Consider the following 13,467-nt stretch of genomic DNA (forward strand, 5'->3'; position numbering starts at 1 on the left):
TTTAATTGTATGGAGGTATGCTTGTAGCTATAGACACAAATAAGGGGGTCTGTATGATAGCCGCACAGACCCCCAATTTTAAAAGAATTTTAATTATCAGTCATCAACTTATTTAAAGACAATTCCTCAGAAGAAATTGGCCATATATATCCAGCTTCGGTAGGGCCCTTAGAAGGCGCGCTTCCTTTAGCAGGAATGGTTAACAATAACCGGGTCAGGTCAGGACCTCTTAAACCCTCACCTAAAAACTCAATCCTTCTTTCATTAAGCAAGGCATCTGTAAATGCAGCTACTGTTGCTGGTGCAAGTGTGGTACTTGGATCAGACCGCTGACGAACAGCATTAATCAACAGCAAAGCCTGCGCATCTACCGTATTTGTACTCCGTACCCTGGCTTCTGCAAGGTTTAACAACACCTCTGCCCAACGGATCACCGGCACCCAGTCTGTATAAGGGCTTGGTGCCGTGAATTTGGCCATAAAGCGCTTTCCATCTGCTTTGGTAAACAACAAACTTCTTCTTTTATCTGTTGCTTTCCAGTTTGCATCTGCAACAATTCCCGCAGGGTTCAAAGAATACTCAGTTGTTCCTGGTGTATTTGCAGTAAAGTAAAAATAAGAAGCCAGTGAATTCTGGGTACCCGGATAATCCAGCGGACTCGCTGAAGTGCTCATCGGTAATGAAAATACAGATTCGCTGGTCGTATAAGTTTTAAAAACCGCAGTAATATCTGCCTGAAGATCATTTGGAACTCCGCTCGTTGCTTTAAATGGAGCAACTGCCGGAACTATTTTATTGGCTTCAGCAATCACTTCCGGGTATTTACCCATACTCAGATAAACCCTTGTTTTCAAGGCAATCGCTGTATTCCGATGTGCCCTGGTCACATTAAAGTTCCCTGTATTGGTTAAAGGTAAATTGGTTTCGGCAAAATTTAAATCCGATAGTATTTGGGTATAAATCTGATCTACCGTACTTCTGGCCATGTCTGACGAACCTTGAGCAGTAACCCCAACCAAACGGAGCGGCAAACCTGGCTTACTACCGTTTCCATCCGCATAAGGGCGGGCAAACAGCTGCAGTAAACTGTAATAGGATAAAGCACGGACCAGTCTTGCTTCGGCAATGTATTTGATTCCGGCCGCAGCGCCAACTACGGAAGTTCCTTTTGAATTCATTCCATCAATAAAAACATTGCATCTGTTAATGGTCAGGTAACCCTGAGCCCAGGCGGTTTTAACAGAGGTTGCACTATTGGCTAAATTCATACTCCAAACATCTGAAGCAGTCACCAGGTTACTGGTTTCATTGATAAAATCCTCACCTCTCAAATTTCCATACACCACATACCTTCCGCCATAAAAATTTCCACTTTTTAAAGAGCCGTACAAAGACAAAGCCTGCGCCTCGATACGAAAAGGGGAGTCAAATGCAAATTCAATTGACACGGTCGTTTCAGGGACCGGGTTCAAAAGATCCTTTTTGCAGGAGCTCGAAAACAGCATTGCAGCACTGCACAATGCCATTATATATATATTTCTTTTAATCATAATTTTATTTTTTGACCAGTTAAAAACCTATGTTAAGACCAATGGTATACGTTCTTGCATTAGGGCCTGCATTTCTGTCGGAACCCTGACCAGCAGAATTCAATCCGTTAGAGGAAACCTCCGGATCCGGTCCAGGGTATTTGGTAATGATGGCCAGGTTCTGACCGGCTACATATACCCGCAGGTTATTGATTTTCACTTTAGCCAGAACCGATTTTGGAATATTATAACCCAAAGAAACATTCCTAAGCTTCAAAAAGTCTCCTTTAAAAACATTGATGTCCAAAGGAATGGTGTTGCCATAAGAAACATTATCTCCGTACACCGCTCTTGGGAAGTTGGTTACATCGCCTGGTTTCTGCCAGCGGTTTAATACATCCACAGCGTTATTCCAGAAACGCTGATCATGCAAACCGGCATTTGTTCCATAAGAAACATAAAAACCCAATTGATAAGTCAGCATTACGTTCAGGTCAAAACCTTTATAACGGAAGGTATTGTCAAATCCACCATAAACTTTTGGGGCAGAGTTTTTATACATAACCGCATCGGCACTTTGCGTAATCGCAGGTGCAGCTGACCCGTTATCCAAATATTTCCAGTTGGACTGACCCGTTGGAACAATGTGCTGGTAAGTCACCTGCCTTCCTGCGGCATTCAAAAAAATCCGGTTACCCGTAGCAGGATCCACACCCGCCGTTCTCACTACATATAAATAACCGATAGAATAACCAGGCGCAGTTCTGTTTACATTCTCTCCTGTAGTGGTACTTCCTGTAGCAAAAATGATTTCATTTAGTCCGGGAGCCAGGGCTGTAACCTCATTTTTATTAAAAGAGATGTTAAAATTAGAGTTCCAGCTAAAATCTGTGGACCTCAAAGGTTCGGCATTAATATTAAACTCAAAACCTTTGTTGTACATAGAGCCTGCATTCAGCAAAATACTCGAAGGCACACCCGCAGAAGGCGCCTGTGGCACATTAATAATCAAACCATCGATGTTATTTTTGTAATAGGCAATTTCGGCAGTAATCCTGTTGTCAAGAACGCCAAAATTCACACCTATATCTGTCTTTTTGCTGGTTTCCCATTTTAAAGCCTTGTTACCTGTGGCATTATAAATTGAAGTCGGTGTGCCGCCATACAAACCAGAAGTAAGGGTCGTAAATGTGGCGTAATTATCTATCCCTCCAATATTCCCTACCTTTCCGTAGCTCCCCCTTAATTTCAAACTGCTAAAAATATTTGCCAGGCCGGAAGTTGCCCAGAAATCCTCCTTGTTAATTTCCCAACCAGCTGAAGCACCCCAAAAAGTTCCTTTTTTCTGACCAAGTGCAGAGTATTCATCTTGTCTGAGATTTCCACTTAAAAAATATTTACCCTTGTAATTATAGTTCAAACGTCCAAAATAAGACAGCAGGTAATTTTCACCATAAATCATTGCTGTCGCATTGTTCAGGGTATAGCCAGCTTCTACGCTTGTATATGCCGGATCCGTTAGCCCCTGGCGGTCGATACCATAACCCTGTACCGTATTCCTTTGTTGTTCCTGACCGACTAAAAAATTGAAGTTATGATCATTTACACTGTAATTGGCCTGAGCGGTATTGGTCCACATCCAGTTTTTTCTTTTCCTGAAAATGGCAATTCCATTTCCGCTCACCCCCTGTCCGGGCCCATGCACCGGATTGTAAAAAATATCATTATCGCTATTAATATTGTCTATTCCATACAGGGATTTTAAAGTCAGCCATTTAAAAGGGTTAACCTGAACATAAGCATTTGACTGCATATGGTCTGTTTCATTATTTTCCCTGTTAAAAGCCAAAACTTGCGCAAAGTTGTAAAAACCCACCTGACCGCCACTAACCACATTATTCATTGGTCCTACAAATGTGGCCCCCAGGTTATAACTGCCATCATTGTTAAAAGGAGAAACATTCGGCGCATTAACTAAAGCGGTTCTGGCCACCCCGGAAGTACCGTAGGCATCACCATAGGTAGACCCCGAATTGATCCCTGCAAGGTTTTTTTCATTGGAATAAGAAAGTTTACCACCAATACTCAAATAATCATTGATCTTGCTGTCTACATTAAAAACGGCATTTAATCTTTTAAAACTGTTTTTGATGTAAATACCATTCTGATTGGTATAACCAAGCCCCATATAGTATTTTGTACTTTCAGTTCCCCCTGAAACGTTGGCATTATGGGTCTGGGAAAAACCCGTATGGTAAGCATAGTCATACCATCTGGTATTAATTGGTTGCCCGTCAGGTCCGTTTGTCAAAGCAAACTTCGGAAGCTGGGAAACCCCATTAACCGTAATATTTACGCTTCCCGCCCGGATTGCGTTTGCATTCGCTACTGCTTCATTTTTGTAATCGGTATATTGAAAGGCGTCGAGTAATTTTGGCAATCTGTATGGGCTCGACCAGCCTACCCAGGCATCATAATTGATTCTTGGGGCACCGGTTTTACCTCTTTTAGTGGTCACAAATACAACTCCGTTTGCAGCACGGCTTCCATAAATTGCGGTTGAGGCGGCATCTTTGGCAATATCAATACTCTCAATGTCATTGGGGTTTATGCTTGCCAGGGGGTTCGTAGCTGAAGCAGTAAGACTACCCACATTTGCAGCATCCCCTTGGGTTGCTACAATACCGTCAATAACAAATAAGGGTTGGGAACTCAAAGAAATAGAATTTGTACCCCTGATTCTAAACACAGGTGCAGAATTCAACAAGCCCGAGGGAACCGTAATCTGCACCCCTGAGGCCCTTCCTGCCAAGCCGGCTTCTAGACTTTGAATGGGTTTTTCTGCAATTGCAGCCCCGGTTACCGAAGAAGTACTTCCGGTAATCTCCCCCCTTTTCTGGGTTCCATAACCCACTACGACCACATCACTAAGGGTTTTTGCTTCATTTTCCAATGAAACATTAATGACACCCGACCGGGTAATTTCCCTGCTTTGGGAAATGTAACCTAATGAAGAAAATTCAATGGTGGTTACTGAAGCAGGAACTTTGACCGAATACCGGCCATCTGCACTGGTTTGAGTGCCACCCCGGGCACCTTTAAAACGGATGGTCACACCCGGAAGAGGTAGGTTGTCCTCTTTGCCCGTAACTGTACCGGTAATTGTTCTTTCCTGTGCCTTCGCAAAACCTGCAAGCAGCAGCAGGAGGAACAAACTCTGTAGGAGTTTTTTCATAAAAAAAGATTTAGGTTAATAAATAGTTGAGTCAGTAATATAACAATTTTGATACATTACAATATTTTACAATTAACCAACAAATATTTTATTACAAAAAAATGACAAAAAAAACTGTAACATCAGGCCACCTATCAGAGACAAGCATCAAAAGAGCTTTGATTATTTCCGTTTTCAAAACAGAGGCCTAAGTTTAACCCGGGTCCCTATATAAACATACACTATTAATTAATTTTAATGGCATTTTAATCCCCGTTTAATTTCAGGCATGTAACTTTGTTTTTAAGAAAAAAAAGACATGGTATTATTAGAATTCTTAAATATGGGCGGTGGGGAGATCATGCTCATACTGGTGGTTGTCCTTTTATTATTCGGCGGAAAAAAACTTCCGGAACTGGCAAGAGGCCTGGGCAAAGGGATCCGTGAATTTAAAGATGCCTCTGAAGGTGTAAAAAGAGAAATTCATCGGAACATCAATTCCGTTGATGAAGAAAAACCGGCAGCTACTAACACAGAAGAGCAAAAGGCTTCCTGATTTCCATAATTGGTCTGAAGCCTTAAAACCTGCAGGTTTTCAAATTAATCTTCTTCCAGATAAATCTCGTGAACTAAAAACTTGACGTGCCTGTTGATTTCCAGCAGCTCAGAAACATCTTCTGAATGTATGCTGTAAATTGTCTCGGCTGTATCTGGTATTTCGGAATCTGGAATCAATTCAAAAAACTTAACCGCCAAATCACTTTCAAGTTCTACCACCTTAATATACTTTACCCCATTTTCTTTCCAATCCTTTAAAATTTCCTGATTAAATAAAACATAAGGATTTTTGAATTCATTCTCCATGGCCCAAATTAAAGACAAATCCGGCGAAATTAAAACACAGATTTTCCGTTATATTTGTCTCTATGTTTAAAATTGGACTGGCAGAAGACGATGTGAAAATAGCAAGCCTGATCAAAACCGGTCTGGAAGAGCATCAGTATGAGGTAACCGCTGTACCTGACGGAAAACTTGCTCTTGAGGAATTTCAAAAAAATCCATACGACCTGGTCATCCTGGACATTATGATGCCTGGCTTAAATGGAATTGAAGTGTGCAGGGAACTCAGAAACAAAAACAAAGACCTTCCGATCCTGATCTTAACTGCGCTCGGCTCTGTTGAAGACAAAGTCATCGGGCTGGGTTCGGGCGCAGATGATTACCTGCTCAAACCCTTTCATTTTAAAGAACTGCTGGCCAGACTGGAAGCATTGCTTAGACGCAGTCACAAAAATTTTGCTCCTAAAAACCTACTCAGTTTTGCGGACATCACGATTGATACCTATAGCAAAACTGTACAAAGGGCTGGAATACCAGTAGAACTGACGGCCAAGGAATACACCCTCCTGGAGCTGTTCCTTAAAAATCCAAACAGGTTGCTTTCCAGACAATACATTGCTGAAAATGCCTGGGACATCAGTTTTGATACCGGCACCAATGTCATTGACGTGTATGTGAATTTTCTAAGAAAAAAAATCGAAAAGGGATTTGACAAACGTCTTATTCATACTAAAATAGGAATGGGCTATATTCTTAAAGATCTATAAGAAGATGAAAATCAAAGACCGGCTGGCATTGTACTTCACCTTAATAAGTACACTGGTATTGTTAGGGGTTCTTTTTACAGTTTATTTTACCTTCCATAAGTTTATGCAGGCCGAATTTTTTGCCCGGCTTACAGACCGGACGATGGTTACGGCAAAATTGTACCTCCAGGCAGATGAAATCTCCAGTGACTCTTTAAGCCGCGTAAGGGCACAATATCTGGAAAAATTAAACGGGGAAGTGATCCGGATTTACAACGATAAAAATGATGCAACTTTTATTGGAGATGACCAACAGTACTGGAACATCGAAACCATAGAAAAAGTAAGGCGTCTAAAAAAAATCAATTTTAGAGACGGCCAAAGACAGGTCGTTGGCATTTACTATAAAGACAACCAGGGGAATTTTGTCATCCTGGCCTCTGCCATAGACCAGAGCACTCAAAAAAGGATCGACAAACTCTGGAAAATTATGCTGGTCATTTTCCTGATCATCTTTATCGGCCTGCTGTTGTCCGCGCGCTGGATCGCAAAAAAGATACTTCAGCCATTAGAGGTCTTCATCAGTCAGGTCAAGCTCATAAAATCCAACAATCTCTATTTCAGGGTCCAGGAAGGCAACAACAAAGATGAAATCCAATTGCTGGCCCAAAATTTCAACAACCTGATGGAGCATATTGAACAATCCTTCATCCTGCAAAAAACCTTTGTCGCCAATGCTTCCCATGAACTCCGGACCCCGATTACCCGGATGATCATAGGGGCAGAAATTGCCTTGTCCCAGGAACGGAGTAAGCAAGATTATCAAAAAGCATTACAGGCAGTACTGGAAGATTCAGAAAAGCTGGAAAAAATCATCAGCAGCCTGCTTAACCTCGCCCAAACAGATCTGGAATACGGAGCAACCAACCTGGTTGTGCTGCGTATTGATGAACTTCTTTGGAAATTGCAACAGGAATGGAACCAAAACGGTGCGCATCAGTTATTAATTGAAGTTCGCGATCTGCCAATGGAAGAAGAACACCTGAGCATTGCCTGCAACCCTACTCTGTTACAAATTGCACTGGACAACATCATTTCCAATGCTTTCAAATTTTCAGATCAGCAAGCCGTAAAATGCATTCTTGACATTAACGACAAAGGCATTCATATTTATATTGAAGACAAGGGAACAGGAATGGACGAAAGTCAGATCGGGCATATCTTTAAACCTTTCTACAGTTCTTCCGGGAAAGCAGAACACGCAGGAAACGGAATGGGACTGTATATGGCCCATAAAATCATCAGTATGTATCATGGTAGCATCACTGTAACGTCAAAAAAAGGTATAGGTACAAGCTTCCTGGTGTTTTTCCCGAAATTTTAATCCCGTTTTAATTTTGCTTTAATTTTACTTTAATGCCACTGGGCTAGGTTTGGCTAATCTTAAAAATGATTACCATCCAATGAAACTTCAAAAACTCTTAGGATGCCTGGTACTGCTATACCTTGCATCCGGTGCGTCGGCCCAAACCGATTCATTAAAATTAAGTCTCCCGGAGGCCGAAAGGCTTTTTGTCAAGAACAATTACCAGCTCATTGCGCAGCAATACCAGGTCGATCAGGCCAGGGCTGATGTCATTACGGCCAGGTTATTTGACAACCCTCAAATCAGCTACGAAAACCTCCTGTACAACAAAGACACCAAAAAATTCCTGGAAACCAATAGTGCCACCGGTCAATACCAGGCTGCCTTGTCGCAGATGATTAAACTTGCAGGCAAAAGGAACAAAAACATTCAGGTGGCCAATTCGGGGGTTAAACTGGCCGAATACCAGTATTTCGATTTAATCCGCACCCTGAAATTCAACCTGAGTTCTACATTTTACAAAACGTATTATGATCAGCAATCGGCTAAAGTTTACCAGCAGCAAATCAATTCGTTAAAGCTATTGCTCAGTGCAAACGAGCAACAGTTGAAAATGGGAAATGTGGCTATGAAAGACATCATCAGGATCAAATCACTCCTGTACAGCCTGCAAGGTGAATACAGCAGCCTGATGAATGACATAGAGGATCTTCAGACCCAACTTAAATTGCTAACCAATATTAAAGCAGAAGCCAATCTGGTACTGGTGGTTTCCCCCGAGGAAGAACAAAATTACCAGCTCGAAAAACAGGCTTACATCAACTTACTGGATTCTGCCCGCAACAACCGCGCAGACCTTCAACTGGCAAAAACCGGTATTGCCTACGCCGAAAGCAATCTGAAACTGCAAAAAGCAAATGCCATTCCCGATGTAGAGCTGTCCCTTACCTATGACCTGAAGGGAAGTTACCCGGAAAAATATACAGGTATTGGTGTAAAACTTCCCATTCCTTTGTTTAACCGGAACCAGGGAGAAATCAAAAAGGCCAAAATTGCCATAGATGCCGGAAAATCCAACTTGAAACAACAGGAAGCTGTACTGGAAAACGAAGTATACAATAGTTATGCTTCTGCCCTGAGAACAGAAAATTTATACCATGGTTTCGATAAAAACTTCAATGCAGACTTTGATAAGCTTATTGCTGAAGTAATCAAAAACTTTAAAAACAGGAACATCAGCTTAATTGAGTTCCTCGACTTTTATGACTCTTATAAAGCCAGCACCCTGCAAATGAATACCTTGAAGTTCCAACGCATGAATTCAAAGGAAGAAATCAATTTTGTTACCGGTTCCACCATTTTTAAATAACGCAAACAAATGAATAACATCATCAAGACCTTAGGAGCAATGACTGCCATCACTGCTTTTATCTGCTTACAAAGCTGTACTGAACAAAGTAAAGAAGCCCCCAAAGAAGACAAATTTGTACTTACAGACTCCCTGATTAAAAGACTGCAGATAGATACCGTACAAGGCGCAAACAACCAGGCAGACCTGAATTTTTCAGCAAAAATAACAGCCAATGAAGAAAAAATGGCTAAAATTTACCCAATGGTGAGCGGCCGGGTACAGAAAGCTCCTGTAAAACTCGGAGACCGGGTAACAAAAGGACAATTGCTGGCCAACATGACCAGTGCAGAAATGGCTGGTTTTGATAAAGAAGCCATCAGTTCCTCTGCAGAATTAAGAAATGCACAGCGGAATGCAAAACTTGCCGAAGACATGTACAAAAGTGGCCTGGCCTCTGCAAGGGAACTGGAACAGGCAAAAAATGACCTGACCGTCAAACAGGCAGAAGATAAAAGGAGCAAATCGATTTTATCCCTGAATGGTGGCAACAAAAATGGAGTTTATGCCCTAAAATCGCCAATTTCCGGTTTTGTGATTGATAAAAATGTAACCGACAACATGCAGGTACGGCCAGACAACAGCCAGAACCTGTTTACAATAGCAGATCTGTCTGATGTATGGGCCCTGATTAACATTTATGAGTCGGACATTTCAAAAATAAAAGAAGGGGATGAAGTAAACATCTCAATCCTGTCCTATCCGGACAAACAGTTTAAAGGCAAAATCAGCAAAATTTACAATATGCTGGACAACGATAGTAAGGTAATGAACGCGCGCGTGGTCATCAACAATCCTGGCTATCTGCTCAAACCGGGAATGATGGCAACTGTACAAATCGCTACAAAAAATGGTGCAAGTTTGCCGGTGGTGAATACAGATTGCCTCATTTTCGACAACAATAAATACTATGTGCTTGTGCTGGACCCGGTCAAAAAAGTAAGGATACAGGAAGTGGAGATCGGCAGAAAATTCGAGGATAAGGCTTATATCAGTAAAGGACTGAATGCAGGCGACCGTGTGGTGGCCTCCAAGCAACTGTTCCTGTACGACAGTCTGAAACCTTAATATTCCTTCACCTTTTAATCCTCAATAATGAATAAGTTCATTAAGTCCATCATAAATTTTGCCCTGAAGAATAAGTATTTTATCTTCTTTGCCACTTTCATTTTGATTCTGGCCGGGTATTTAAGTTTTAAAAATACAACCATCGAGGCCTTCCCCGATGTAACCAATACCAACATTACCATCATTACCCAATGGCCGGGCCGGAGTGCAGAAGAGGTCGAAAAGTTTGTAACCCGTCCGCTGGAAATTGCAATGAACCCTACGGAGAAAAAAACAAGCATTCGCTCTTCTTCTTTATTTGGTTTATCAGTTGTTAAAATCAGTTTTGAAGACAATGTCGATTACCAGTTTGCCCGGGTACAGGTCAACAACCACCTCGACGAAGCCGATCTTCCGGCCTCGGTAAAACCAGAGGTTCAGCCTCCTTACGGGCCTACCGGTGAAATTTTTCGCTATACCCTTAAAAGCGACAAGAAGTCTGTCCGGGAGCTCAAAACATTGCAAGACTGGGTGGTTCAAAGAGAACTGCTCTCGGTGCCTGGTGTTGCAGATGTGGTGAGTTTTGGAGGAGAAGTTAAAACCTATCAGATCACCGTCGACCCACAAAAGTCATTACAGTACGGGGTTACCGCCACAGAGCTTTTTGATGCCGTTTCCAAAAGCAACATCAATGTCGGTGGCGATGTTATTGAACAAAGCGGTCAGGCCTATGTGGTAAGGGGAATTGGCGTGCTCAACAACATTGACAACATTAAAAACATCATTGTAGACAACTTTAACGGCACCCCTGTTTATGTCAAAACCATTGCAGAAGTAACAGAGTCTGCTTTACCAAGGTTAGGACAAGTAGGCAGGGACCGTGACCCCGATGTGGTAGAAGGTATTGTGGTGATGCGTAAAGGTGAAAATCCAAGTGAAGTGATCCATAACCTCAAGGAAAAAATTAAGGACGTGAACGATAACATCCTGCCGGGTGATGTGAAAATCAGTGCTTTTTATGACCGCGAGAACCTGGTGAACTTCGCTACGCACACCGTGATGCACAATATGCTGGAAGGGATCATCTTTGTGACCCTGATTGTATTTCTGTTTATGGCAGACTGGAGGACCACCTTAATTGTTTCCCTGATTATTCCTCTGGCCCTGTTATTTGCATTCATCTGCCTGAAATTAAAGGGCATGTCGGCCAATCTTTTATCTATGGGCGCCATAGATTTCGGGATCATTATAGATGGCGCGGTCGTCATGGTCGAAGGGATTTTTGTGGCCCTGGATTACAGCTCCCATAAAAACGGAATGGACAAGTTCAACGGCATGAGTAAACTGGGGATCATCAAAAAGGCTTGTCTGGAAAATGGCAAAGGTATTTTCTTTGCCAAACTGATTATCATTACCGGCTTAATGCCCATTTTCACTTTCGAAAAAGTAGAGGGAAAAATGTTTTCTCCTTTAGCCTGGACTTTAAGTTTTGCCCTTCTGGGTGCCTTATTGCTTACCTTTACCTTGGTTCCGGCAATGGCCAGTGTCCTGCTCAACAAAAATGTAAAAGAAAAACACAACATTTTTCTGGAATACCTCACTAAAGGTGTCATGAGCTTGTACAATACCTGTTTTAAAGCGCGGCGTTTGGCTTTTACCATTTCTATTGTTGTACTGGTCATTGGTCTGTTTAGTTTTAAATTTCTGGGTACAGAATTTTTACCCAGCCTGAATGAAGGTTCTATTTATGTCCGGGCAAGTGCCCCTTTAAGTGTTTCGCTCACTGAAACAAAAAAGCTGTCCAATGAGATGCGTAAAATCTTCCTCAGTTTTGAAGAAGTTAAACAGGTTATTTCCCAAACCGGGCGCCCGAATGACGGAACAGATGCTACGGGTTTTTACAACATGGAATTTCTGGTCGATATTTATCCTAAGGAGGAATGGAAACGCAAGGAAACCAAAGAGCAGCTGATTGATAGAATGCAACAAAAGCTGAAAAGCTTTCCGGGCATCAGCCTAAACTTTTCACAACCCATATCGGACAACGTGGAAGAAGCCGTATCGGGTGTAAAGGGCTCTATCGTGGTCAAAATGTTTGGTAATGATTATGATTTCATAGAAAAACACGAGGAGAAAATATACAACATCCTCAAAACGGTTAATGGCATTGAAGACCTTGGAATCTTAAGAAACCTGGGCCAGCCGGAATTACAGATCAACCTCGATCAAAGTAAAATGGCCCTGTATGGGGTAAGAACAGATGACGCCAATTCCATTATTGAAATGGCTATTGGCGGTAAGGCCGCTACACAAATCTATGAAGGAGAGCGAAAATTTGACCTCAGGATCCGTTATCCGGAAGATTTCAGAAAAGATGAAGCTTCTATCGGTGCGCTTCGCATCCCTACACTCTCGGGCGCAAAGGTACCTTTGAGTGAAATTTCCACCATTCGTAAAATCACCGGTCCAAGTATTATTTATCGCGATAAACATAAAAGATATGGTGCCATTAAATTTTCTATCCGCGGACGGGATATGGGCAGTACCATCGCCGAAGCCCAGGCAAAAGTAAATGCCCAGATCAAATTGCCCAAAGACTATAAACTGGAATGGGCCGGGGATTTTGAAAACCAGCAACGTGCTACGGCCAGGTTATCCCAGGCTGTTCCAATCAGCTTACTGCTCATTTTCTTTATCCTGTTTGTTCTTTTCGGAAATATAAAAGATTCACTCCTGGTTTTAAACAACGTCCCATTTGCAATGATCGGTGGCATTTTCGCCCTGCTGATTACGCATGTGAACTTTAACATTTCAGCGGGGATAGGTTTTATTGCCTTGTTTGGGATTTGCGTACAAAATGGGGTCATACTCATTACCCGCTTCAAAAGCAACATCGCAGACCTGAAACACCATCCGACATGGACTTTCGCAGATGCAGTGAAAGATGGGGTGGCCACCCGTTTAAGACCGGTAATTATGACGGCCTTAATGGCGGCCATTGGTCTGATGCCTGCAGCCCTCTCTACAGGAATCGGTTCTGAAGCTTCCAAACCACTGGCTATTGTGGTCATTGGTGGTCTGATTACCAATACCCTGTTTAGTTTATTTGTATATCCTATCGTATTCTACTGGTCTTACCAGAAAAAAGTAAAGCAACTGATTAAACCATCATCAGAGGCATAAAAACATCATTGGGAGAAGTTCCAATTGGTTAGGTAGTGTTTGTAGGGGCGCTCAAAGATTGGCAGATCTTGAGCGTTCCCTATCAAACACATTTTTTTATCCGCATCAAAACACTGCAGCCCTTTGGGTGTTTA

General features: G+C 42.2%; 9 protein-coding genes. 6 read left to right on the forward strand and 3 right to left on the reverse strand.

Annotated elements, in window-relative coordinates:
* Nucleotides 1-89: 89 nt before the first annotated feature.
* Together B0O44_RS22535 and B0O44_RS22540 are read right to left on the reverse strand one after the other, a co-directional pair.
* Nucleotides 90-1,550, reverse strand: a complete 1,461-nt coding sequence (locus B0O44_RS22535) for a RagB/SusD family nutrient uptake outer membrane protein (RefSeq protein WP_110834363.1) — start codon at nt 1,548-1,550, stop codon at nt 90-92.
* 19 nt (nt 1,551-1,569) lie between these two features.
* Entirely contained in the window at nt 1,570-4,764 is a 3,195-nt protein-coding gene (locus tag B0O44_RS22540; protein ID WP_110834364.1) for a SusC/RagA family TonB-linked outer membrane protein, read from the reverse strand.
* A 298-nt stretch (nt 4,765-5,062) separates the two neighbouring features.
* Here B0O44_RS22540 and tatA point away from each other — a divergent pair, with 298 nt between their 5' ends.
* Nucleotides 5,063-5,299: a twin-arginine translocase TatA/TatE family subunit gene (gene tatA / locus B0O44_RS22545; RefSeq protein ID WP_110834365.1), complete on the forward strand. Its 237-nt coding sequence runs from the start codon at nt 5,063-5,065 to the stop codon at nt 5,297-5,299.
* A gap of 44 nt (nt 5,300-5,343) precedes the next feature.
* Here tatA and B0O44_RS22550 read toward each other — a convergent pair whose 3' ends face one another.
* A complete protein-coding gene (locus B0O44_RS22550; RefSeq protein ID WP_110834366.1) occupies nt 5,344-5,607 on the reverse strand; it encodes a hypothetical protein in 264 nt (87 codons plus the stop codon).
* 62 nt (nt 5,608-5,669) lie between these two features.
* Between B0O44_RS22550 and B0O44_RS22555 the strand changes: the two genes are divergently transcribed.
* The 5 genes from B0O44_RS22555 (at nt 5,670) to B0O44_RS22575 (ending at nt 13,333) form a co-directional block, all read left to right on the forward strand.
* Nucleotides 5,670-6,350, forward strand: a complete 681-nt coding sequence (locus B0O44_RS22555; protein ID WP_110834367.1) for a response regulator transcription factor — start codon at nt 5,670-5,672, stop codon at nt 6,348-6,350.
* Between the two features lie 4 nt (nt 6,351-6,354).
* Nucleotides 6,355-7,713 (forward strand): sensor histidine kinase, encoded by a 1,359-nt coding sequence (locus B0O44_RS22560; protein ID WP_110834368.1) that lies wholly within the window; start codon nt 6,355-6,357, stop codon nt 7,711-7,713.
* 79 nt (nt 7,714-7,792) lie between these two features.
* Entirely contained in the window at nt 7,793-9,064 is a 1,272-nt protein-coding gene (locus B0O44_RS22565; protein ID WP_110834369.1) for a TolC family protein, read from the forward strand.
* Between the two features lie 9 nt (nt 9,065-9,073).
* Nucleotides 9,074-10,171, forward strand: coding sequence for an efflux RND transporter periplasmic adaptor subunit (locus B0O44_RS22570; RefSeq protein ID WP_110834370.1), 1,098 nt, complete (start codon nt 9,074-9,076; stop codon nt 10,169-10,171).
* Between the two features lie 27 nt (nt 10,172-10,198).
* Entirely contained in the window at nt 10,199-13,333 is a 3,135-nt protein-coding gene (locus B0O44_RS22575) for an efflux RND transporter permease subunit (RefSeq protein WP_110834371.1), read from the forward strand.
* Nucleotides 13,334-13,467: the final 134 nt, after the last annotated feature.

The organism is Pedobacter nutrimenti, assembly GCF_003208655.1.
Taxonomy (GTDB): Bacteria; Bacteroidota; Bacteroidia; order Sphingobacteriales; family Sphingobacteriaceae; genus Pedobacter; species Pedobacter nutrimenti.

Bases quoted from the DNA above. Each gene is read 5' to 3' on its own strand.
- B0O44_RS22555 (WP_110834367.1), top strand. From the start codon at position 5,670: ATGTTTAAAATTGGACTGGCAGAAGACGATGTGAAAATAGCAAGCCTG.
- B0O44_RS22575 (WP_110834371.1), top strand. From the start codon at position 10,199: ATGAATAAGTTCATTAAGTCCATCATAAATTTTGCCCTGAAGAATAAG.
- B0O44_RS22560 (WP_110834368.1), top strand. From the start codon at position 6,355: ATGAAAATCAAAGACCGGCTGGCATTGTACTTCACCTTAATAAGTACA.
- B0O44_RS22570 (WP_110834370.1), top strand. From the start codon at position 9,074: ATGAATAACATCATCAAGACCTTAGGAGCAATGACTGCCATCACTGCT.
- B0O44_RS22550 (WP_110834366.1), bottom strand. From the start codon at position 5,607: ATGGAGAATGAATTCAAAAATCCTTATGTTTTATTTAATCAGGAAATT.
- B0O44_RS22540 (WP_110834364.1), bottom strand. From the start codon at position 4,764: ATGAAAAAACTCCTACAGAGTTTGTTCCTCCTGCTGCTGCTTGCAGGT.
- B0O44_RS22565 (WP_110834369.1), top strand. From the start codon at position 7,793: ATGAAACTTCAAAAACTCTTAGGATGCCTGGTACTGCTATACCTTGCA.
- tatA (WP_110834365.1), top strand. From the start codon at position 5,063: ATGGTATTATTAGAATTCTTAAATATGGGCGGTGGGGAGATCATGCTC.
- B0O44_RS22535 (WP_110834363.1), bottom strand. From the start codon at position 1,550: ATGATTAAAAGAAATATATATATAATGGCATTGTGCAGTGCTGCAATG.